Consider the following 23,683-nt stretch of genomic DNA (forward strand, 5'->3'; position numbering starts at 1 on the left):
CCGAATGGTGGTGCGCAGTGCGGCATGTCGGCGAGCCAGGCGCGCCACGGCCTGCTCCAGGCGCTCGGGGGTGACAAGCGCGGGCAGCCGGACCGCGACGCCACCGGTCTGCGCGGCGCTCGGGATGCCGAGCTGTTCGGTGCGCAGCAGCCGCATCATGTCGCGGGTGACCGGCAGTACCTCCACCTCCGGTATCGCGGGCTGGTCGGCGTCCGGGCTTCCGGTGGGATCGCTGGCGGCGATATCGGAACCCGCAGTGGTGCGGGTTATTTCGTCGACGAGGTGGTCGGCGAGGTCGGTGAGGGTACGTTCGGCGAGGATGGTGCCGAGCGGCACCGAGACGCCGGTGTGGTCCCGTACCTTGTTGCGCAGTTCGATGGCCATCAGCGAGTCCAGGCCCAGGCTCTGGAAGGGTTCGTCGGTCGCGACCGATTCGGTGCCGGTGTGGCCGAGCACCTGCCCGGTCCACTCCGCCAGCGCGGTCACGGCGCGGGCGACCGCCTCCGGGCGCGGCCGGGTGCGCAGTTCGTCGGCCAGATGCGCCCCGGCCGCCGCCTCGACGGTCGCGCGATCGGCGACGGCGCGCTGCGGGGCACGGTATACGAGTCCGCGCAGCAGCGGCGGCGCGCTGGGGGAGCGGCGCAGTACCCGGGTGTCGAGCAGCAGCGGCACCAGCAACGGATCACCCACGGCGAGTGCGGCATCGAAGCAGGCCATGCCCTGGGCCACCGAGAAGGTGCGAATCCCCGCGCGTTCGATGCGCTGGACGTCGGCCCGCGCGTAGTGGTCGTACTTTTCGACCTCCCACGCGCCCCAGGCCAGGGACTGCGCGGGCAGCCCGAGGGAGCGGCGGTACAGCGCCAGCGCGTCGAGATAGGCATTGGCCGCCGCGTAATTGGCCTGACCCGGCGTGCCGAACAAACCGCCCGCCGCCGAGAACAGCACGAAGAATCGCAGCTCGCGGTCCCGGGTGAGTTCGTGCAAGTGGTGCGCCGCATCGACTTTCGGGCGCAGCACCCGGTCGAGCTGTCCGGACGTCAGCGATCCGATGGTGCCGTCGTCGAGTACGGTCGCCGCGTGCACGACTCCGGCCAGGGGGAGCTCGCCGAGCAGATCCGCCAGGGCCGGTCGATCGGTAATGTCGCAGGCCGCGAAACGCACTCGCACCCCGCGGCCCTCCAGGTCCGCGCACAGCGCCCGGCCGCCCGGGCCGTCGATCCCGCGCCGACTGACCAGCACCAGATCCCGCACGCCGTACGCCTCGACAAGATGCCGGGCCAGCGCCGACCCCAATCGCCCGGGCGCACCGGTGATGAGGACCGCGCCGTCCCCGATCCGCACCCGCTCCAGCGCCCCACCCTCCGGCAGCCGCACCAATCGCGGCCGCAACGCGACCCCGCCGCGCACCGCCACCTGCGGCTCGCCAGCCGCCAGCAGCGCGCCGATATCCGCCTCCGACTCATCGGTGTCGAGCAGGAGGATCCGCCCCGGGTTCTCCGACTGAGCCGAACGCACCAAACCCCACACGACGGCTCCGGCGGGATCCGGAACCTGGATAGGAGACCGACCCACGGCAGGCATATGCGCCCCGCCGTCCTCGGCCGCACCGTTCGCGCCGGACACCGTCGTCTCCGGTAAGGGCCTCGCGCCTGATCGCGCCGGTCTGGAGGGATTGGTGGTTCCGTGTGCGGCCCTATGAGGTGGAGGCGTCGCGCCCGTGCTGGGTGCTGCGGACGGGATGGTGGCACCGGGTACCGCCGCATCGTGCCGAGAAGGCCCGCCCGCGTCGACTTCTCGCGTCGCCGCCGAGACGAGCCGGCCGGGCACGGTCGATGTCGAGACGGTGGCGACCGGCACCGCGCCGTGGGTGCGTACCACCAGCGTCGAGTGCTCGAATCGGCTGTCGCCGACGAAGGTTCGCAGTGCGGTGAGGACTCGCTGGGCCGCCGCGTGTACCTGCTCCGGTGCGGTGCCGCGCGGCACCGGGAGGACCAGTACGTCGGCGGTCGGTGCCGCGGTGTCCTCCCAGTCGCCGAGCGTGGGCGTTCGTCGCGGAGCGGGTGGTTCGAGGTGGGTCCACTCCATTCGGAACAGGCGTCGGTAGGCGGTCGACAGGGTCGCGGCGTCCCATTGGGCGGCGGAGACCGGTCGGGACAGCACCCCGCCGACCGAGACGACCGGTCGCCCGGTGCGGTCGGTCGCGGTGAGGGTGACGGTGTCGGCGCCCGTGCGAGCGAGCCGTACGCGCAGTGCCGCCGCGCCGGTGGCCCACAGCTGCACATCGGTCCATACGAAGGGCAGCAGCGCGTGGTCGTCGCCGTCGCTGAACAGGGTGGTGACGTGTAGGGCGGCGTCCAGCAGGGCCGGATGGATGCCGTAGCTCGCGGCGTCCGCGTGCACGGATTCGGGCAGCTCCACGTCGGCGACGATCTCGTCCCCGTGTCGCCATGCCGACCGCAGCGCGCGGAAGGCCGGGCCGTAGTGGTGGCCGCGGGCGATCAGCGCGTCGTACAGGGCGTCGATGTCGATGCGCAGCGCGTTCTCGGGCGGCCAAGCGGTCCCCGGCGCCGGGGGCGCGGTCGTCTCCGCCTGCGGCGGCAGGTGTGACGTGTTCACGCTTGTTTGTGCTCGCGGCAGCGGTGTGTGGGGAGCGGACGCGCCTGTATTTGTTTGCGGCAGCGGTGTTTCCGATTCCTGGCACAGGGTGCCGTCGGCATTGAGCGTCCACTGCGCGTCCGGGTCGCTCTCGTCGCGCGAGTAGACGCGCACGGTGCGCAGGCCGTCTGCCCCGGCCCCGCCGACCACCGTTTGGACCCCTACCGCCCCCTGTTCGGGAATGAGCAGCGGTGCGCGCAGCACCAGTTCGCGCACGATCGGACTGCCCACCTCGTCACCCGCCCGCACCGCCATCTCGACCAGGGCGGCGCCGGGCAGGAGCACCGCGGTCGGCCCGGCATGGTCGGCCACCCACGGCTGGAGTCGGCGCGACACCCGTCCGGTCAGCAGCACACCGTCCGAATCCGGCTGTGGCACAACGGCGACCAGGATCGGGTGGGCGCTGTCCTCGAGTCCCAGCGCGGTGGTGTCCCGGTGCACCCGCTCGGTCCAGAAGCGGCGTTCGTCGAAGGCATAGGTGGGCAGGTCGACCCGTCCGGATTCGGGAACCAGTGCGGTCCAGTCCAGTTCGTGCCCGGCGACCCACAGTTCGGCGCGGGCGCGGGCCAGACAGCTCGGCCCGTCCTGGTCGCGCACCAGCGAACCGACCGCCACCACCTCGCGGGCCAGACCCTCCGACACCGTCCGCACCGCCGCCGTCAGCGACGGGTGCACGCCCAGTTCCACGAAGTACCGGAAGCCGTCGGCGATCATGCGCTCCACGGTGGCGGCGAAGCGTACGGTCTCGCGGGCATTGCGGTACCAGTAGTCCGGTCCGATCTCGCCGGTCACCGGCTCGCCGGTTACCGTCGAATACCACTGTGTCGCGGGCGCTTCGGCGATCAAATCGCCCAGCTCCGCCGACAGTGGGCCGCGGATGGCCTCGATCAAGCGGCAGTGCCCGCCGTATCCGCGTCCCGCCGCCCGCAGCTGTGCGGACACTCCGTCGAGGTCCAGCTCCGCCACCAGCCGCTCCACATCGGCCTGCGCACCGGCGACGACGGTCGCGTCGGGCACATTGACCGCCGCGACCGAGACCCGGCCGTCGACTCGCTCCAGTCGGGGTGCCAACTCCGCCTCGGGCAGCCGCACGATCGCCATGGCACCGGGTTCGGGAACGGTCTGCATGAGACGGCTGCGCGCCACGACAATCCGCGCGGCGTCGTCCAATTCGATGACGCCGGCACAGTAGGCGGCGGCGATCTCGCCCTGACTGTGGCCGACCACCGCGTCCGGGGTGACACCCGCCGCCCGCCACGTGGCGGCGAGCCCGGCCATGGTGGCGAACAGCAGCGGTTGCACCACCGGGAAGTCCATGAGGTCCGCGGCGGTCATCCCGGTCAGCCGGTCCACCAGCGACCAACCGGTCAGTGCGCCGAAAGCCTTGTCGCACCGCTCGAATTCGGCCCGGAACTCCGGCGTGGAGTCGAGCAGATCGCGCGCCATGCCGACCCACTGGGTGCCCTGTCCGGGAAAGGAGAACGCGGTTTTGGCATTGGTGAGCACCGTGCCGGCGCCGCGCACCACCCGGGGCGAAGACCGGCCGTCGACCAGTTCGCGCAGCCCACCGACCATCTCGTCGCGATCACCCGCGACCACGACCGCGCGACGCTCGAACCGGCTCCGGTGCAGCGCCAACGACCGCGCGACCGGACCCGGCCGCAGCCCCGGATCGGCCGCCACCATCTCCAGCAGCCGCTCGGCCTGACCGTGCAGCGATGCCGGGCTACGCGCCGAAATCGGCAACAGCACAACCTTGTCACCAGCACCAGCGCCAGCAGTATCCGAGGCAGCGACGGTGCCAGCAGTGACGGCGGTACCGAACTCAGCGCCAGCGGCGTCGGCGGAACCTGCGTCCGTAGCAGCATCGTCGCTGTCGGCGGCGGAGTCGGCCGCCGCCCGAGCGGCGGCTGTGCCCGTCGTATCCGTGCCTGCCGTATCCGTGCCCGCACCCATCTGCGGACCCGCGCCCACGCTCGTGCGAGCAGCGGTACCGCCCACTACCGCCCTCGCCGCTTCGACCTGTGGTTCCACCAGTGCGAGCGGTGCTTCCTCGAGCACCAGGTGCGCGTTCGTACCGCTGAGCCCGAACGCGCTCACACCCGCCCGCCGGGGGCGATCTCCGCGCCGCCACGGCAGCGGCTCGGCCGCCACCGCGATACCGCCGCGCTCCCAATCGACCTGTGGCGACGGCACACTCGCGTGCAGGGTGGCCGGTATGCGCTCGTGCTGAAGGGCGAGTACGAGTTTCATCACGCTGCCCACGCCCGCCGCGGCCTGCGTGTGGCCCACATTGGATTTCAGCGATCCGATGCCGAGCGGACGCGCCGGATCGCGACCGGGCCCGAACACCCGCGCCAGCGCCCGCGCCTCGATGGGATCGCCCAGCGCCGTGCCGGTGCCGTGCGCCTCGACGTAGTCGACATCCTCGGGGGCCAGGCCGGATACCCGCAGCGCCGAACGCAGCACCTGTTCCTGCGCCGCGCCATTGGGTGCGCTCAGCCCCTGACTGCGGCCGTCTTGATTGACGGCGGAGCCACGGATGACCGCCAGCACCCGGTCCCCGTCGCGGCGCGCGTCACCGAGTCGCTTCAACAGCACCAGTCCCGCGCCCTCGGCCCACACCGTGCCGTCGCCGTCGGCGGCGAACGGCGCGCAGCGGCCCGTCGGCGACAGCACACCCAGCTTGCACAGTTCGATATGGGCGGTCGGCGACATCAGCAGGGTGGCGCCGCCCGCCAGCGCGAGTTCGCATTCGCCCGCTCGCAGCGCTTGCATGGCCGAATGCATGGCGACGATGGAGGACGAGCAGGCGGTGTCCAGGGTGACCGCCGGGCCGTGCAGGCCCAGTGTGTAGGAGATCCGCCCGGACGCCACACTCGGTGAAAGTCCGGTGCCCACTTGGCCGTTCAACTGCTCGGGGGCCGGGTCCGCGAGATAGCCGGTGCTGTACACGCCGAGGTAGACGCCGGTGGCGCTGCCGTGCAGGGCGCGCGGATCGCGCCCGGACCGCTCGATGGCCTCCCAGGCCAGTTGCAGCATGATGCGCTGCTGCGGGTCCATGACCGTGGCCTCGCGCGGGCCGATGCCGAAGAAAGCGGCGTCGAAGCGGTCGACGCCGTCCACGTAGCCACCGCGGAAGGTGTACGCCTTGCCGGTCGCGGTGGTGTCCGGGTCGTAGAGGCCGTCGATATCCCAGCGGTCCGGAGGTACGTCGGTGAGCGCGTCGCCCGTCCCGTCCAGCAGCCGCCACAGCGCCTCGGGGGAGTCGACTCCCCCTGGGAAGCGGCAGGCCATGGAGAGGATGGCGATGGCGTCGTCGTCCGCGGCCTCGTCGGCGCTGCCGTCTCGGCCGTCGGCAGGCTCCGCCGACACCGGTGCCGCGGGTGCGACGGGATCGGCCACGATCGGCGCGGCGGGGGCCAGCGCGGCGGCCACGCCCTCGATCGTCGGATGATCGAAGAACATGTTCGTATCGAGGAAGCGGCCGACGAAATCCGACAGCTCCACTACCAGCTCCACCAGATCGTGTGAGCCCAGACCGAATTCGACCAGAGGCAGGCGCACATCGATGCGTTCGGGATCCAGGGCCGCCTGCCGTGCGATCTCCTGCACCAGCCAGGAGCGAATGGCATCAGCGGACGGTCCCGCTGCTTCCTCAGCATCGGATTCCGCTGTCGCCGTTGGCGGTTCGTAATCGTAGAGCTCGTCCTCCGGTGACCGCAGCGGACCCGCCGCCAGCTCCAGCAGCTCCCCGGAGGCGTAGGCCGCCCGGGAGGCGGCGCGCTGGATCTTGCCGCTGCTGGTCTTGAAGATGGTGCCCGGACGGAGCAGCATGACGTTGGCGAGGGTGAGTCCGTGCTCGGTCGCCACCGCACCGCGCACCGCCGCCTCGATCGCGGCCAGCTCGTCCGCATCCTCCCCGCGCACCTCGGCGACCACCACCGGCTGTTCCCCGGCCGCCGCGAACTCGACCGAGAAGGCCGCGATACAGCCGGGGCGGACACCCGCGTGGGCGGCCTCCACGGTCGATTCGATGTCCTGCGGGTAGTGGTTGCGGCCGTCCACGATCAGCAGATCCTTGCGCCTACCGGTGATGAAAAGCTCTCCGCCGGAGACGATGCCGAGATCGCCAGTGCGTAGGAAGGGGCGGGAGTCGCCGGGCAGTGTAGCCCCGAACACCTCGGCGCTGGCCTGCTCGTCACGGAAATAGCCTCCGGCGACGCTGTTTCCGGCGACCCAGATCTCCCCCTCGTCGCCGTCCGCGCACTCGGTGCCCCGCTCGGGATCGACGATGGCGACCGACATGCCCGGAACCGGTCGCCCCACGCCCACCAGCTCGCGGGTGCCGCCGGGCGACACCAGCTCACGCAGCGTCGGCGTCGCGGTGGGGTCCGGGGCGGTCACGATCAGCGTGGCCTCGGCCAGGCCGTACACCGGGTGGTGGGACTTCGCCCGGAATCCGACGGGGCCGAAGGTATCCGCGAAGCGCCGCACCGTCGTCGCCCGCACCGGTTCGGAGCCGTTGAACGCCACCCGCCACCGACTCAGGTCCAGCTGTTCGAGCTGTTCCGGGGCTATCTTGCGCACGCACAGTTCGTACGCGAAGTTGGGACCGCCGCTGGTGTGCGCGCGATAGGTCGAGATGGCCCGCAGCCAGCGCTCCGGTCGTTGCAGGAAGTGCAGCGGCGACATCAGCACCGAATGCGCGCCCAGGTACACGGTGTGCAGCAGCGGCGCGATGAGTCCCATGTCGTGGTACATGGGCAGCCAGCTGGCGAACAGCGCACCGTCCCAGGAATCGGCGAAGGCCCGATCGTGTCCCAGCCCCGCCGCCAGGGCCGCCTGATTGTGCAGCAGGTTCTCATGGGTGAGCACCACGCCGCGCGGCGCGCTGGTCGATCCGGAGGTGTACTGGATGAACGCGACCGCGTCCGCGCCGAGATCCGGTTCGCGCCACCGCGCCGCCTCATCGCCCGCGACCAGATCCGTGGCCAGCCATGGCAGACCCGTCAATTCGGGGATCTCGGCGCACAGCGCGGCGGTGTCCGCGGCGATTCGGCGCGGAGCCAGCACCACGTCCACCTCGGCGTGCGCCACCATCCGCCGCAGTCGGCGCAGCGAGCGATTGTCCCATTCGGGCAGTGGCGCGGGCACGGCGACCACCCCGGCGGCCAGGCACCCCAGGAACGCCTCGGCGAACTCCGGCCCCGCAGGATACAGCAGCAGCGCCCGCCGCGGCCGCGAATCCTGTAGTGCCGCGCCGATCGCGCGCACACGCAGCCCCAACTCCGCGTAGCGCGTCTCGCGGACCACGCCGTCGACGTCGCCGCTGTCCAAGAACCGGTACACCAGATCGGTGGGGCGGGCCTCGACCTGAGCGAACAGCGTATCGACGAACGTTGTGACCACGAAACTTCCTCTGCCGGTGAAATTCGAGATGTGGGACCTCGTTCCCCCAGGCGTATGCGGAAGAGCGGGTGCTGCGTCCTATGGGTGCTGCGTCGTAACGGACCGCGTCCATCTTTACCACTTCGCGCCCGGAGCGGCGAGGCCGAAGCGACCTTCGGGGTGCCCCGGAAAGTCGGGGCAAGACCCGCCGGAAATCCGTGTGGTTAAGGTACTTCGGTGTTGTCGCTGAACGAACTGCCCCGACTGCGCTCCCGCCACCTCGGTCGGCTCGGAACGCTCATGCGACCCGGCACCCAGGGGTCGCCGCTGCTGGAGTTCGGGGAGCGATTCGTGGTGCGCCCACCCGGATTTCCGACCATGTTGGTCACCCACGATATGGATGACGTGCGGGAGTTGTTCACCAATCGCGACGACTTCTCCGTCGGGCAGGTGCTGAGCCGACTCTCCAGTCACGATCGGATGTTCGGCACCGAGACGCTCATCTTCCTCGACGGCGAGGAGCACGGCCGCGAACGCCGCCGCTTCTCGCCGCCGTTCCAGCAGAAGGCGTTGAAATCCTACGAAGACCTCATGGTGGAGGTCGTCCGGCGGGAACTGCCCAGCTGGCCGATCGGTGAGCCCTTCGAATTCCTGCGAGCCGGTTACGATCTGGCGATCGGGGTGCTGCTCGGTGTGGTCTTCGGCGATGTGGCACCGGCCCGCAGGGACCGGTTGCGGCAGGCGGTGCGCCGCTGGTTCGGCGAGATCGAGAGCCGCGGCTTCCTCACCGTCACCCTGCTCACCCCGCTTTTCGGCGGCTACACCCCGCCCTATCCGCCGCTGACCCGTCGGCAGGCCGAGGTCGATGCCGTCATCGTCGAGGAGATCGCCGCCCGCCGCGCCAGCCCCGACTCCGGGGCGAACCGCCGGGATGTGCTCTCCCGCTACGTCGGCACCGATCTGGACGATCACGACGATGCCGCCCTGGCCCGCAATATGCGCGGCATCCTGTTGGGAGCCTACGAGACCACCGCCATCACCCTGGGCTGGATCGCCGCCATGCTGGCCGCGCACCCGGCGGCCATGGCCGAACTCGACGCGGCCGCCGACGCCGGGGACCGTGACCGCCTCGACGCCTACCTGGACGCCGTGGCCGCCGAAACCATGCGCCTACGCCCGGTCTCACCGTTCACCGGCCGCCGTGCCCTGCGCGATACCGAGATCAACGGTGTCCGCATCCCCAAGGGCGCCATCGTGATCGTGCCCATCCTGCTCATTCACGAATCCCCCGAACACTATCCGGATCCGCTGGTCTTCCGCCCCGAACGCTTTCTCGACGCCCGCCCGAACGGCCACACCTGGCTCACTTTCGGCGCCGGGCCGCACCGCTGCCTCGGTGCCTCGTTCGCCCTCGCCGAGGCCCGCATCCTGTTCCGCACGGTTCTCGAACACCGTCGCATCGCCACCACCCCGGACGCCGTCGAACCCCCGCGTCGCTACCACACCGGGCTGAGCCCCGCGGCGAACGCGCGCGTCACCCTCCACCCACGCTGACCCGACCGGCCACCACCGGATGCGCGTAATCGGGTGCGAGGGCCAGTGATCTGGCGGGCTGCCAGAGTCGGCGCAGGGTGCGTTCGTCGGGGACGTCGGCCCAGTACGCGGTCGGCTCGCCCGGCGGTTCCCCACCGTGGTCCGCGAGGTAGCGGGCCGCCAGGACCAGTTCGGCGACCAGCCGCATATCCTCCTGGTCGGCTTCGGCGACGACGGTGTCGATCAGCTCGTCGACGGCATCGGGAAGCGGCCGGACGTAGCGGGCGACGATTTCCGCCGCGTCGTGAATCTCCATGCGGCGGCGGTGCAATCGCTCGCGGGGGGATCCGTGCCAGCTGTCGGCCCACTTCAGCCGGAACACCACCTGCGGCGCGGCGGCTGTCAGGTCCCGCCAGATCGGGGACAGGCGGCGTACGGTGCGCGACTCCTGGTCCAGCCGCAGCAGCCGCAGCACGGCCTGTGCCGAGGTGGGGATGAAGACGACCACCACGGCGGCGTACACGAACAGTCCGGCTTCGCCCGAGGCGAGTTCACCGGCCACCCGGGTGTAGGTGAGGCGGAAGGCATCGTCGACGCCGGCGAGATCCAGGACCCCGGCGGCCGCGATCGTGCCTAGCGGGAGCAGGGTGGCCAATCCCAGACCGACCATGGCGGCCACCGTGATTCGCTCCCACCAGGTGGTCGTCCGCCACAGCGCGCCCTTGTACAGCAGGATGAAGTAATAGGACGTGATCACGGCGGGCAGCCCCGTGTACAACCCGAAGTAGACCGCGAACTGCCAGTCGCCGTGGTTCGCGATGGACGGCAGCCCCTGTGCGCGCGCCGGGTGGCTGAGGATCAGGAAGGCCAACCCCACGAGCGCCGACAGCCCGATCACGATGCGGAAGCGGTAACGGTAGCGGGTCGGCCCGTACTCGTGCAGCAGCGCCATCCCCAGCCCGCACGCCCAGGACAGCAGGGTCAGCCAGTGCCAGGCGTCGAAGACGGTGGGCAGGCCGCCGGGCACGACTCCGGCCAGATTGCGGGCGACGACCGGCTCCCGCAGTACGGCTGCCGAGGCATTGAGCGCGATCACCGTATTGGTGAGATGGCCGAAAATGCTCGCGTGCCTGGTCAGGGCGACTCGGATGATGGTGATGAGGACGATGAACGCCGTCGCCGACGCGGTGGCCCAGAGGGGCATGTGGTCGTGCGGCCACATGCGCTACATCTCTTTCAGCATCGGGTCCCGGCGCGGCCCGTCGGTGCGGGCGTGGGAGCCGATCAGGGTGGCGAACAATTCCGCTTCGTACTCCTCGTTGGAGGCGTAGCTGGAGATGCCGCGGGCGGCCCGGACCGTGGCGGGGTCGATATCGCCGACGGTCTCTTTCAGTGTCGCCCATTCCGTCGCGGAGATCGGCCGGTCCTGCCCGTGGCCGAGCAGCATATGGCCGATCTCGTGCAGCACCACGTGGGTCTCCACGGTGGAGTCGGGGGAGGGCCGTAGGAAGATGGCGTCGTATTCCTTGCACGCCAGCCACAGTCCGCACAGTCCCACCGGCGCGGTGGGCGGCAGCGGCAGCCGCGCGATGCGGCGTCCGCGCATGCGCTCGACCGCGGCGATGAACTCCTCGATCGTCCAATCCGGGGGCAATTCGAGGTCGTCGACCATGGCCCGCAGTCGCGCCCGGGTGGAGATCTTGCTCCGGTCGGGCCGCCACGGCCACGGGAATGGCTTGCGCCAGAACAGGTTCAGTATGCCGCTCAATTGGAGTTCCTGTCCCGAGCCTTCGGACATCCGATCTTGTTCACCGCGCACGGCGGCGCGGACAATCACAGTCGACCACAACCCGGCGTTCCGCGCAATCGATCGGAAGTCGTTATGGTGGCTAGGTTTTCGACGTGTCGTCCGGGGTCGACTCGTCCGAGGCTCGGGTGGGTTTGGCGACATCTTGCAGTGCCTGTAGTAGCTGGTCGATCGCTGTCTTGGGGAAGATCAGCTGGTAACCGTCGGTGTGGCTGCGTGCCCGCTTCAATTCGATGCCCAGTCGGTCGAGTTCGGTCACGAGGTCCACGACGGAGCGGTGCTTGCGTGCCAGATTCTGCAGGGCGTTCACGCCGCTCTCGACATCGTCCGCGTCATCGGTCATGGGTGCGGCGGGTGGCTCGTCGACGGGCATTCCGAGCGTGCCGCCGTGGTGCAGGGCCGCCGTCGCGCTGCCGGGCGGCAGTCCCAGGGCCTCGAGCGCTCGATTGTATTTGGCCTCCGATGTGGCGCTGATGGTGTCGACCTGCCCGCTCTCGATCCGAGATTGCACATTCCGGGTAGGACCTCCCAGTTCGTGGATGTGCTGATGTGTGATCAGCTCATCGGGAAGATTGCGTTGCCGAAACGCCTTCAGCTGCCGTCCGAACCGCTGTCCAGCGGACTCGACGACTTTCTCGCGCTGCGCGCTCTCGCCGACGCCCAATTCGTCGCCCATGAGCAGGCATTGTAGCACCCACATGTGCAGAGCTGGGCATGACGTCCCATCGCTGAGAAGCGTACCTAGTCGATCGAGGGTCGGCAACGTGATTTGACCTTGAATCTGTCCACGCTTTCGGGTGCCTGACGGCGGGATGCGATGTTAACGAATCTGCTGTGTGCACGATGCACACCGATGTGTTGACATGAGTATTCATGGTCGCTAAATTGCACTCGAAGGGGCGGGTTCGGGCGCCAATGCGAGGTGGGCAGCGATCATGTGGAAGTTCGGCACGATCGGAGAGACTCCCGACGGAATCACCTTCGGCGGAGTCGGGTTGCGCGAATCCGGCGCGGCGCGACCTCGGACACTCCTGGTTGCCTCCGATTCGCCGTTCGCGCGAACGGATTTCGAGGATGCGGTCGCGGCCAGCGAAGGCTTCGTGCTGGCGGGCACCTGTTCCTGGCGCGAGGTCGCCGACCGGGCCGGGCACTGGCGGCCCGACGTGGTCGCCGTGGACGCCTCGGTCGCCTACGTGGCGGGTCTGGCCGAGACGGTGGCCCAGCTGCGCGGCCTGGCGCATGCGCCCATGATCACGCTCCTGGTCGAGCACGGCGCGGCCAAGGCCGATATCGACCAGGTCGACGCGGTGGTGGCCACCGATCGCGGCGCGGCCGCGGTCTTGGAGGTGCTGGAGGTGCTGATCTCCGGGGCGGTGCTGGCGCTGATGCCGCAACCGGACCGGGTGCATGCCGACGCGGCCGCGGATTACGAGGTGCAGCGCCGCCTCGCCGCCATGACCAAGCGGGAACGGGAGATCCTGGAGTTGGTCGTCGACGGCCTGTCCAATCGAGAGATCGGCTCCCGGCTCTACATCAGCCCGGAGACGGTCAAGGAGTATGTCAGCCGCATTCTCACCAAGCTCGATGTGACCAGCCGGATCGAGGCCGCGGTGGCCGCCGTCCGTGCCGAACAACTCGCCTGCGGCGACCGCTAGCGGGGCTATCGGTCGCCCCGGGGCGACTCGGGCAGCCAGACGTCCTCGGCCGCCAGGTCCGCGATCCGGTACTTGCCGAGGGCGCTGACCAGCAGTCGCAATTCCAGTCCCAGTGCGGCGAGCAGATTGCGCAGTCCGTGATCGAGGTCCTCGTCGGCGGCGACCAGCGCTGCCCGACCGAGGCCGGTGGCGCTGGCGCCGAGTGCCAGGCACTTCACCACCCGGGTGCCCTCCCAGCAGCGGCCGGAGACCAGCAGGTCGCCGCGGCGGTCGCGATCGCCGATCCGGCGCAGGCATTCGGCCAGGGGCAGGCCCACATTCTGCAGGAATCCGGTTGGGGCCCAGCCGGTTCCGGCTTCGGCCCCGTCGACGGTCACCGCGTCCGCGCCCGCCGTCCACGCCACCTCCGCCGCGGCGGCCACATCCCGCGACGGCGGCAGCTTCACCCACACGCGGCACCGCGGAAAGTTGTTGCGCATCAAGCGAATCTGATGGCGCAGGATCTCCGGGGTGAACGTGCCGGGGGTGGCGCAGCGCAGGACCGAGCCGGTGCCGTCCGCGCTATCGGGGTCGATTTCCACCATGTCGTACCACGCCGCCAGCCGCGCGGCATGGCGCCGGGGCACGAGGGTCATACCGCCGAGACCGGGCTTGGCGCCCTGCCCCACCTTCAGCTCGAAGGCGAGTCGGCCGGTGGCCAGCAGCGGCTCGGCCGCCGGGTCGCTGTACACCAGATTCCACACCTCGGCGTCGGCGTCCTCGGTGCTCTGCTGAACGATCACGCCACCGATGTCGTCGGCGGCCGTCTTGGCGTACTCGTTGAGCCTGCGCAGCAGCGACCCCTGCGACTCGCGCGGCCCCGGCGATTCCGGCGCCAACCGGCCGTAACCGGATACCGGAACGATGTTCTCGCCGATCACCATCGGTATGCCGGATGCGGCGGCCTGCCGCGCCAGTGCGACGCCGAGATCGCCCTCCACCACGGCGGTCGATCCGAATGCCGAGACATAGACCGGAAGCTCGGTGCGCAGGCCGCCGATCGTGGTGGTCAGGTCGACATCACCGGCGAGTGGTTCCCGTCCCAGCTCGAACAACCGCTCCTCCCGCAGGGGGACGAAGACCGGTGGCACCACACGGATCCGGTCGATCGCGTCCGGGGATCCCGGCATCGGGTGCTCGCCCTGACCGAACAGGGCCGAGCCGTACCGGGTGCGATCGGGGAATACCGCGCCCGCCGCCGACCGGGCGCGGGCGCGCACCTCCCGTTCCGGGAATCCCGGAGCTGTCAGGGCGCTCATGGTCGCGGGACTCCCGGCAGCTTCGGGTAGGCGGTGGCCTGCCAGACGGCGTCGGAGCCGCAGAGGAAGCGAGTGAACCGTTCCACTCCGAGGCCGAATCCTGCACTGGGCGGCAGCCCTTCGCGCGCCAGCGTGAGATACCACTCGTACTTGGCCGGGTTCTCCCCGGTTTCGCGAATTCGGGTCAACAGGGTCCGGTAGTCCGACTCGCGCTCACTGCCGCTCATCATCTCCCCGAAGCCGCCGGGGAAGATCAGGTCGAAATTGCGGAGCACGCCGGGCGAGTCCGGATCCTCCCGGTCGTAGAAGCCCCGCGACCCCTTCGGGTAGTCGGTGACGAAGAACGGGCGGGTCGCGGCCGCCGAGACGAGTTCCTCACCGGCCCATTCGATCTCGGTGTGGTCCGGCTGGTCGTAGCCGAGGTCGCGTAGTTCGCGCACCGCCTCGGTATGGCGCTTGCGGCCGTAGGGACCTGCGAGGACCTGGTTCAGCTGTTCGACGTCGCGGCCGAGTTCCCGCAGCTCGTGTTTGGCATTGCTGAGCACGTACTCCACCACGTGGGTCGTCATGCGTTCGGCGACATCCATCGCGTCGTCCCGGGAGCCACCGGCGATCTCCACGTCCAGTTGGTGGAATTCGACCAGATGGCGATGTGTCACCGCGGTGTCGAGCGGCTCCAGCCGCACATTGGGGGCCACATGGAAGATTTTGTCGAAGGCGAGCAGGGATGCCTGTTTGTAGAGAATTCCGCTGGTCATCAGCTTGTATCGATGACCGTAGTAGTCGATGTCGACCTGCTTCGCGCCGCGGGACCCGGGATCGGTCACCGGGCCGATGATCGGCGGCAGCAGTTCGGTGAAACCCTCGGCGGTCAGGAATTCCCGCGCGGCCGCCTGGAATGCCGACTGGACGGTCAACGTCGCAATGGTTCGAGGCGAGGTGAGATGCGCACGTGTCGACGGGAGTGCGGATACCGTCGATTCGGTCGATTCAGTGGGCAAGTCCGGTCCGTTCAATAGTGGTGAAGGTTGATCGGATAATTGGATCGATACCGAAAAGAATTGTGTGGACGAAGCCCATTATCGAGTCTCGGAAGAAGTCTGTCCATCACCCGTTCGGGGGGATTTCGACCAGCGGGAGAAGTGTGAAACAGCTGGTTGACACCGGTCGTAACACGCGATTAATCTCGGTCGGGAAGCTGTATTGATCAATTCTGAGACCGAAATGAATCTCGATAAATGAATTCTGATCGTATGGAGTTCGCCCCGATTTCCGCGGCGCGAAACCATGATTCCGGAGAATTGCGATTCCACTGGTGTGCCCCGGCGGACAGTGGACAGCAGTCGGCCACCGAGAAGTATCGGGTCGGCGAACTCGACTTCGACGGGATGGTGGCGTTCGCGCAGGAAGCCGACCGGCTCGGCGTCGACTCCCTGCTCATGGGCATCGCCCACTACATGCCCGATCCGCTGCCGCTGATCGGTGCGCTGGTCCGGGAGACGCGCGATGTCACCTTCATCCTCGCCTACCGGCCCGGACTGCTGTCGCCGACGCTGTTCACGCAGGTGGTGAACACCATCTCGTGGATGTCGGACGGCCGCATCGCGCTGAATCTGGTGGCCGGGATCTCGCCCGTGGAGCAGGCGTACTACGGCGACTTCGTGGCTCATGACGGACGCTACGCCCGCACCCAGGAGTTCCTGCAGATCTGCCACCGGTTCTGGAACGGCGAGTCGCCGTTGACCCACGAGGGTGATCACTACGCCATCAGGGACGCCGAACTCGGCCTGGGTTACCAGGGCAAGGGCAGACCGGAGATCTACCTCAGCGGTGCCTCGGAGATCGCCAAGGAGACCGCGACCATGTACGCGGACTGCTGGCTGCGCTACGGCGACACCCCCGAGGGCATCGAGGCCGCGGCCCGGCCGGTGCTGGACAAGGGCACTCGGGTCGGCATTCGCATGCACGTCCTGGCCCGTGCCACCCGCGAGCAGGCGCTCGCCGATCTCGCGGCCATGCAGGAGAATCCGGATCAGGCGCATCGGGCATGGGTCGAGAAGTTCGTCGCCGCGTCGGATTCCGAGGCCGTCAAGACCTCCTTCCGGCTCGCCGCGCAGGCCGACGACGACTGGCTGTCCCCGATGATCTACTCCGGTTTCGTGCCGTATCGGGGCGGTCCCGCGCTCTGCGTGGTGGGCAGCTACCGGGAGGTCGCCGACTACCTCTATTCCTACCGCGCGGCCGGTGTCGGCGAGTTCATCTTCTCCGGCTGGCCGACCCGCGACGAGATGCGGATCTTCTATACCCATGTGCTGCCGCTCATCCGGGAACGGGAACGCGGCGGAGGGCCGGCGTGAACTCAGGGGCGAGTGTCCGACAGCGTGCGCTGTTCGCCTCCGGGGTCCTGCTGGGCCTGGTGGCCGAACAGGTGATCCTGTTCGCGGTGCCGCTGCTGATCTTCCAGGACACCGGTGAGGTCTCCACCCTCGGTTTCGCGTTCGCGCTGGAATGGCTGCCCGGCCTGCTCGCCTACCCCTTCGCGGGCCTGCTCGCGGACCGCGACGGCGGCGCGCGATTGTTCACCCGGGTCTCGCTGCTGCGCGCGCTCATCCTGCTCACGGTGCTGCTGGTATGCCTCGCCGAGCCCGGCGCGGCGACGGTCGCCCTGATGGCGGGCGGTGCGTGCCTGTCGGTCTGCATGGCGCCCATCCGGATGTCGATCGAGAAGATGGTGCCGCAGCTGGCGCCGCCGTCGCAGGTCGCGGCGGTGCAGTCGCTGGTCCAGAATATGGAGCTGCTGGCCATGGCGCTCGGCCCCGCGCTGGCGACCGTGGCCGCGCTCTTCCTGGGCAAGCTGTGGCTGCTACTGGTCGCCGCCGCTGCCTTCGCGATCGCCGCGGCGACCTGGCTGCCGCTGCCCCGCCCGCGCCGCGAACCCGCGGTGCGCCAGGCGGCGCGGGCGGTGCTCGCCGAACTGGCCATCGGCTGGCGGCTGCTGGTGAGCATCCGTCCGGTGCTGCTGCTCGGCGTGCTGAACTTCGCCATCAATCTGGTGGTGGGTGTGCTGCTGGCGGCGAACGCGGCACTGATCACCGATGTGTTCCGGGCCCCCGATTCGGCGTACGGTCTGCTCAACACCGCGGTCGGGATCATGGGGCTGCTCAACCTGCTGCTGATTCCGATACTGTTGCGGCGCTTCGGCATCGGTCTCGTCGGCGTGACGGGTTTCGCGCTGATCTGCGCCGCCCTGCTGGTCGCCGCCTTCGCGCCGTCCTATCTCGTCTACGCCCCCGCCTTCGTCGCGGTGATCGTCGGAGCCGCGCTCTACAACGTCTACAACCGCACCCAGCGCCTCAAGGTGATCCCCGGCGAGCACCTCGGCAAGGTGATGGGGCCGTTCTATCTGCTCAACCTGGTGTCCTATCCGATCGCGGGACTCATGATCGGCGGGGTGGGCGCCAGCGTCGGCCCCCAGCGGCTCGTGCTGTGGCTCAGCGCTCTGCTGTGCCTGTTCGGCGCCGTACTGCTGCCGCTCACCATGGCCGCCTTCCGCAAGGCGCTGCAACCCCGCGAGATCGCAACCGTGGAGGTCGAGGCATGAACAGTCGCTTTCGGTGCGTGCTGTGCACCGTCGAATCCGATTCCCACCTCTGGAATCTGGTCTATCTGCACAAGCTGCTCGAGGAATACGGCGCGTGCGTGCGCAATCTGGGCACCTGCACGCCGATCGGTGCGGTCACCCGCGCCCTGCGCGAGGACCGGCCCGATCTGCTGGTCGTGTCGAGTGTCAACGGGCACGGCTTCCACGGCGCGCGCGTGCTGCTGTCGGCCCTCCGGTCCGACGGGCTGGCCGTGCCGTGCGTGGTCGGCGGCAAGCTGACGACCGCGGTGTCCGATGACGACCGGGTCCGTCGTGATCTGTTGGCGGCGGGCTACCTGGACGTCTTCACCGGCGACGACGCCATCGACCGCTTTCGCGTGCTGCTGGATTTCGGTATCGCGCAGGGGTTCTCGTCCTGGCACGCCGAGCCCGCCGTCGCCACGCCCTGGGACGGCGAACAGATCACCACACCGGAGGTGCGCTGATGCACATCGTCATCGTCAACAAGTGGCCGCGCTTCAGCGACGGGGTGCGCTGGGACAACGAGCTCACCCGCTACGAGGAGTTCATCGACCACGACGCCCACCGGGTGAGCTACGTGGTCGACGGTCCCGGCGCCGACGGCGTGCTGGCCCATCCCGAGCGAATCGCCTGCCGGATAACGGTTTCCGATGTGAACGACGTTACCGAACTGGGGGCCGCCGTCGCGGACGTCATCGAGCGGGTGGGTCCGGTGGATCTGCTGATCGCGCTCTCGGAATTCACGCTGGAGACCGCGGCTCGGGTGCGTGAGCGGTTCGCGATTCCCGGCCCGACGGTCGACGAGGTCGCCGTGTACCGGGACAAGGTGCGGATGAAGCAGGTGGTGGCGGCGGCGGGCCTGCGCGTACCCCGCTTCGCCCGGTGCGAGCGGGCCCGGTCTTTCGCGGCGGAGTGCGGATATCCGTTGATCCTCAAGCCGATCGACTCCGCCGCCAGTATCGGCGTGCTGCGGGTGGACGACGCGGCCGAACTGGAAACCGCACTGGCGACCGTCGATTCGTCCCGCTACGAGGTCGAGGAATTCATCGCGGGCGACATCTACCATGTCGACGGTTTCGCCGACGACGACTCCCGGATCACCTTCCAGGCGACCGCCCGCTACATCAACGACTGCCTGTCGTTCACCGCCGGCACGCCGCTCGGTTCGGTACTGCTCGGTCCGTCACCGCGCCGCACCCTGCTGGAGGAGTTCTCCCGACGGGTCGTCGCCGCCTTGCGCCTGCGCAGGTTGCCTTTCCACCTCGAGATCTTCCTGCCTCCGGACGGCGCTCCGGTATTCCTGGAGATCGGCGGCCGGGTGGGCGGTGCCGAGGTGCCGCACCTGATCAACAAGGCATTCGGCGTCAATCTCTACGAACTGTGGCTGCGCGCACTCGTGGGCGACCCGGTCGCCACACCGCTCGCACCCACCGACACCTCCGGGGGCTGGCTGGTCGTGCCGAAGCCGGCCGAGCACTCCGAACGGGTGGTGCGGGCCGGATCCATGCGGGGCCAGGTGCCGATCGTCTGGCGAGAACTCCTGCCCGAGGCCGGACAGGTGCTCGCACCGGGCGGCTCCTACGACGCGCTGCACCGCGGGCGGTTCATTCTGCTGCACGACGACGAGCACGTCGTCGAGTCGGGCATCCACAAGATCATCGAGAACTTCGACTTCGAGGCGGAACCGCTGTGAACGAGCAACAGGCCCACGACGATCGGGCACGGTACGAGCGGCTGATCGCCTTCCTCACCCCGGCCGAGCGGGACGGCGTGGCGGCGGTCGGCGATACCCTGCTCGAGGCCGCGGGCGGCCCGGACCGGATCGCCGACTACAAGGTCATGGTGGCCTACGGCGGAGGCAAGGACAGCACCTATGTGGTCGCGTTCGTGCGGGCCGTCCAGCTGCGGCTGCGGCTGGTGCACGGCACGACTTTCGCTGTCCGCGTGGCGAATATGCGTCATGCCGGGGTGCCGCGCGCGGTGATGGAGAATATCGAGCGGGTGTACGCGGCGCTGGGGCTGCTCGACGACGACCGCGCCGAACTGCTCACCGTCGACCACACCGAGGTCCGCCGCTTCGCCGTCGATCTTCCGCTGCCCGCGCAGCTGGTGGCGGTCAACCGGCTCGACGTGCTGATGAACGGGCACCGGTCGGCCGGTGACGGCCGCCCCACCTTCTGCAACAGCTGCAATCTCGCGGTCGCCGACTTCTACGGTCGGGCGGTCTGGTGGGGCGGCGGCGTGGACGCCGTCATGACCGGTGATTCGCGGCGTGAGCAGATGCTCTACGCGGCGTGGATCAGGCGTCTGGCCGAGGGTATCGGCATCGATGTGCGCCGCCACGGCATGACCTTTCAGGATCTGCTGATCGCCTTGCGCGGCATCGGTGACGCCTACTTCCGTGAACTGTTCGGCGACGGCTCGCCGGAGGTGGCGGCCCGCGCGGTCGCGGTGGGCGATCGTGCGGTACAGCCCGCCTTCGTCTCCATCTACGACCTGGTCAGCTACCGGGTGGACGACCACTGGGATCTGGTCGTCGACTTCCTCGGCTTCCGCTTCGACGACCTCGCCTTCAGCTTCACCGAATCCGACTGCGCCAACCCGACTCTCATGGCCCACCTGCGCGGCCTGCGGGCCGAGTACGTCGAGGGCCGGACCTACGCGGCGGGTATCGGGGAGTACCTGGAATTCGCGGAGACGGTGATGCGCAAGAAGGAGATGCCCGACCGCCTCATCCGGCTGGCGCTGGAACGCTACGACTCCCCGGAGCGAATCGCCGAGCGGCGCGCGCTGGCCGACGCCTACGCCGAACGCGCCTTCGGGCTCCGCCCGGCCATGCTCGTCACCATGGTGTTCTCGCCGTTCACCGATGCGGGAGCGCGGCTGGCGGACTTCGTGGAACGCTGCCATCCGCGGTGGCGCGACGAGTTGCCCGCGCTGCACGCCACGCTGCGCGGCGATGCCACGGATGCGCGTTGTGTCGCCTGGCTGCACGAGATCTCAGGATTGTCCCTCGCGCACCTGCGCACGCTCTACCGCAGTTCCCTGGTGGACTTCGCGACCGGTGACACGGTGATGGCGCGGGTGCGCGCGGGCGATCCGCACAAGGCGCGGGTGCGCACCGTTGATCCGGACTCGGGCCGCCCGACGCTCGAGCTGATCTCGGGCCGGTGACGTGAGCGGATATCTGGACCGCTTCGTGGCCGACCGGGCCGGTGTGGGGCCGGTGGTCCAGCCGCGCATGGGGTTCGGCACGGTGTCGACCATGCGATCGGGGCTGGCCCGGGTCGCCGCCCTGGACTATCCGGTCGTCGGCACGCTGACCCTGGACAGCTACACCCGCGTCGGCGACTACACGACCCCGCTGCAACGGCTGGCCGCCGGAGAAGAACTGAACGGGTATCCGATCGTCTCCCATCCGGTCGAGCGGACGGCCGCCGTGCTCGCCGGGCTGTACGGTCCCGCCTTCCCGGTCCAGGTGCGGCACGGCACCGCACTGCCGCTCGGCGTCTTCCGGCGGCTGGTCGAGCTCGGGCTGGACGCGACCGAGGGCGGTCCGGTCTCCTACTGCCTGCCCTACAGCAGAGTGCCGCTGCGCCAAGCGGTTCGGGCGTGGGCGGTCAGCTGCCGGTTCCTCGCCGACCACACCGAACGCGGCCATATCGAGAGTTTCGGGGGCTGTCTGCTCGGCCAGCTCTGCCCGCCCTCGCTGCTGGTGGCGATGGGTGTACTGGAGGGCTGCTTCTTCCGGCGACACGGGCTGCGCCACATGTCGTTCAGCTACGCGCAGGGGACGTCGGCCGCGCAGGATCGTGGCGCGCTGCGTGCGCTGCGCGCCCTGGCCGCGACCTATCTGGGCGATGTGACCTGGCATGTGGTGCTCTACACCTATATGGGGCTGTTTCCGCGCACACCGGACGGCGCGGAACTGCTGATCCGCGACAGCGCGCGGCTGGCCCGCGATGCCGGGTGCGAACGGCTGATCGTGAAAACGGTGTCGGAGGCGTGGCAGATCCCGTCCATCGCCGAGAACGTGGCGGCGCTGCGCCTCGCCGCCACGGAGATCGGGCGACCGTCCCCGACCGAAGACCCGGAGAGCGGAGACGACGCCTATTTCGAGGAGATCCTCGACGAGGCGCGGACGCTCATCGACGCCGTGCTCGACCTCGCCCCCGATGTCGGGGACGCGCTGGTCGAGGCATTCGCCTCCGGTCTGCTCGATGTGCCCTACTGCCTGCACACCGACAATGCGGGCGCGGCCACCTGTGTCATCGACGATCGAGGCGCACTGCGGTGGGGTGCGCTGGGTCGGCTGCCGCTGCCCCGCACCACCGCCGCCGACGCCTCCGGCCGACTCGGATCCGACCGGCTCTACGCCATGCTCGAACATGTCGCGAACCGCTACGACAGCCCCCTGATCCCTCCGAGGGGAAACCCATGACCCATCGACGCCAACCCGCCGCCGTGGTGCTGGTGGACGCACTGTCCACCGGGGCGCTGCTGGTGCCCCGGGTGCGGAACCGCTGTCGGCTGATCCACATCCGCTCGCGGGCCGATCTGCCCGCTGTCTTCGCGGCCAGCCTGCCGGTCAGCCAGTTCGACGCGGACATCTGCTACGCCGACGGGGCCGACGAGGTCTTGCGCGTACTCGCCGAGGAGAATCCGATCGCGGTCATCGCGGCCAGCGAATTCGGTGTCGAGGTGGCCGACGAGATCGCCGCGAAACTGGGTCTGCGGGGCAATGATCCGCATCGCTCCCGGGTGCGGCGCGACAAGTTCCACATGCTCGAGGCCGTCGCCGCCGCCGGGCTGCGCACCGCCGCGCAGACCCGCGGCACCACGGCGGCGGAGCTGCTGGCCTGGCGGCGCGCCAGCGGCCTGCGGCGCACGGTGATCAAGCCGCTGGACAGCGCCGGATCCGAGGACGTCTTCGTCGCCGATACCGACGCGCAGGTGAGTGCCGCGGTGGCCGCCATGCTGGGCAAGACGAATCTGATGCTGCGCACCAATGAGGCTGTCCTCGCACAGGAGTACCTGGTCGGCCAGGAGTACGTCGTCAACTCGGTCAGCCGCGACGGCGTACACCGGATCACCGACGCCTGGGCCAGTCACAAGGCGACCGTGGACGACGAGCGTCGCATCTACGACCACGAGGATCTGCTGGCTCCGTCGGAGCCGCACGCGGCGGAGATCTTCGCCTACGTCCGCGGTGTGCTCGACGCGCTCGGTGTGGCCAACGGGCCCGCGCACACCGAGCTGATCCGCACCGCCGAGGGGCCGGTGCTGTTGGAGACCGGGGCGCGGCTGTCCGGTCTGGCCGAGCCGCGCGCGCTCGACCGCTGCACCGGGGTGAATCAGGTGGACCTGACCGTGGACTGCTTTCTGGACGACGGTCGGGTGCTGGCGGCGCAGCCGCCGGTGTACGTCCGACGCGAGCGTGCGCGCTGTGTGAACCTCATCGCCCGTCGGGCGACGCCGCTGCCCGCGACCGCTCTGCGCGCCGCGCTCGAACGTCTCCCGGCCTTCCAGAGCGTGCGATTCCGGATCCGCGACCGGGCGATGACCAGGCCGACGGTCGACCTGAATTCCTCTCCGGGGGTGGTGTTTCTGGTGCACTCCGAGGCCGCCGAGATCGAACGGTCGTATCACGAGCTGCGGCGAACCGAAAGCAAGTTCCTGTCGTGACGTCGGTCCGGCGCACGCCCACCCGATCGGGGGGATG

General features: G+C 69.4%; 15 protein-coding genes. 9 read left to right on the top strand and 6 right to left on the bottom strand.

All coding sequences use genetic code 11. From position 1 onward, the window contains the following. Positions 1 to 8,067, bottom strand: an 8,067-nt coding sequence (locus ON31_RS35035) for a type I polyketide synthase (protein WP_157533822.1), incomplete at its 3' end; no start/stop codon positions are given. Between the two features lie 216 nt (positions 8,068 to 8,283). On the opposite strand from ON31_RS35035, the gene ON31_RS31305 reads away from it, so the two are divergent. Further along, positions 8,284 to 9,600, top strand: coding sequence for a cytochrome P450 (locus tag ON31_RS31305; protein WP_039818792.1), 1,317 nt, complete (start codon positions 8,284 to 8,286; stop codon positions 9,598 to 9,600). On the opposite strand, the gene ON31_RS31310 is transcribed toward ON31_RS31305, so the two are convergent. The 3 genes from ON31_RS31310 to ON31_RS31320 all read right to left on the bottom strand — a co-directional run bounded on the left by ON31_RS31310 (position 9,581) and on the right by ON31_RS31320 (position 12,062). Next, on the bottom strand, positions 9,581 to 10,801 hold the full coding sequence (locus ON31_RS31310; protein WP_039818793.1) for a DUF6545 domain-containing protein: 1,221 nt from the start codon (positions 10,799 to 10,801) through the stop codon (positions 9,581 to 9,583). The genes ON31_RS31305 and ON31_RS31310 overlap by 20 nt on opposite strands. Positions 10,802 to 10,804: 3 nt before the next feature. Next, positions 10,805 to 11,347, bottom strand: coding sequence for a regulator (locus ON31_RS31315; protein WP_143982356.1), 543 nt, complete (start codon positions 11,345 to 11,347; stop codon positions 10,805 to 10,807). 121 nt (positions 11,348 to 11,468) lie between these two features. Next, complete coding sequence (locus tag ON31_RS31320) at positions 11,469 to 12,062, bottom strand: hypothetical protein (protein WP_143982355.1); 594 nt, start codon at positions 12,060 to 12,062, stop codon at positions 11,469 to 11,471. Positions 12,063 to 12,321: 259 nt separating this feature from the next. Between ON31_RS31320 and ON31_RS31325 the strand changes: the two genes are divergently transcribed. Then, complete coding sequence (locus ON31_RS31325) at positions 12,322 to 13,041, top strand: response regulator transcription factor (RefSeq protein WP_039818795.1); 720 nt, start codon at positions 12,322 to 12,324, stop codon at positions 13,039 to 13,041. Between the two features lie 5 nt (positions 13,042 to 13,046). On the opposite strand, the gene ON31_RS31330 is transcribed toward ON31_RS31325, so the two are convergent. Continuing rightward, positions 13,047 to 14,339 carry a glutamate synthase-related protein gene (locus ON31_RS31330; RefSeq protein WP_039818796.1) on the bottom strand — a complete coding sequence of 431 codons (1,293 nt, stop codon included), beginning with the start codon at positions 14,337 to 14,339 and terminating at the stop codon, positions 13,047 to 13,049. Further along, positions 14,336 to 15,355 carry an asparagine synthetase A gene (locus ON31_RS31335; RefSeq protein WP_306306436.1) on the bottom strand — a complete coding sequence of 340 codons (1,020 nt, stop codon included), beginning with the start codon at positions 15,353 to 15,355 and terminating at the stop codon, positions 14,336 to 14,338. Before ON31_RS31335 ends, ON31_RS31330 begins: the two co-directional genes overlap by 4 nt. A 222-nt stretch (positions 15,356 to 15,577) precedes the next feature. Between ON31_RS31335 and ON31_RS31340 the strand changes: the two genes are divergently transcribed. Genes ON31_RS31340 through ON31_RS31370 form a run of 7 tightly spaced genes read left to right on the top strand, consistent with a single transcriptional unit; the run spans position 15,578 to position 23,646 of the window. After that, positions 15,578 to 16,696, top strand: coding sequence for an LLM class flavin-dependent oxidoreductase (locus tag ON31_RS31340; RefSeq protein WP_081592876.1), 1,119 nt, complete (start codon positions 15,578 to 15,580; stop codon positions 16,694 to 16,696). Beyond that, entirely contained in the window at positions 16,693 to 17,940 is a 1,248-nt protein-coding gene (locus ON31_RS31345; protein WP_039818797.1) for an MFS transporter, read from the top strand. Before ON31_RS31340 ends, ON31_RS31345 begins: the two co-directional genes overlap by 4 nt. Then, entirely contained in the window at positions 17,937 to 18,425 is a 489-nt protein-coding gene (locus tag ON31_RS31350; protein ID WP_039818798.1) for a cobalamin B12-binding domain-containing protein, read from the top strand. The genes ON31_RS31345 and ON31_RS31350 overlap by 4 nt, the downstream gene beginning before the upstream one ends. Continuing rightward, a complete protein-coding gene (locus ON31_RS31355; RefSeq protein ID WP_039818799.1) occupies positions 18,425 to 19,654 on the top strand; it encodes an ATP-grasp domain-containing protein in 1,230 nt (409 codons plus the stop codon). Before ON31_RS31350 ends, ON31_RS31355 begins: the two co-directional genes overlap by 1 nt. Continuing rightward, entirely contained in the window at positions 19,651 to 21,135 is a 1,485-nt protein-coding gene (locus ON31_RS31360) for a hypothetical protein (protein ID WP_051038093.1), read from the top strand. The genes ON31_RS31355 and ON31_RS31360 overlap by 4 nt, the downstream gene beginning before the upstream one ends. Before the next feature lies 1 nt (position 21,136). Next, positions 21,137 to 22,402, top strand: a complete 1,266-nt coding sequence (locus ON31_RS31365) for a methylaspartate mutase (protein ID WP_039818801.1) — start codon at positions 21,137 to 21,139, stop codon at positions 22,400 to 22,402. Further along, positions 22,399 to 23,646, top strand: coding sequence for an ATP-grasp domain-containing protein (locus tag ON31_RS31370; protein ID WP_051038095.1), 1,248 nt, complete (start codon positions 22,399 to 22,401; stop codon positions 23,644 to 23,646). Before ON31_RS31365 ends, ON31_RS31370 begins: the two co-directional genes overlap by 4 nt. The last annotated feature ends 37 nt before the right edge of the window (positions 23,647 to 23,683 follow it).

Origin of the sequence: Nocardia otitidiscaviarum NBRC 14405 (assembly GCF_000308635.1) — a bacterium.
In the GTDB taxonomy this organism is placed as follows: Bacteria; Actinomycetota; Actinomycetes; order Mycobacteriales; family Mycobacteriaceae; genus Nocardia; species Nocardia otitidiscaviarum.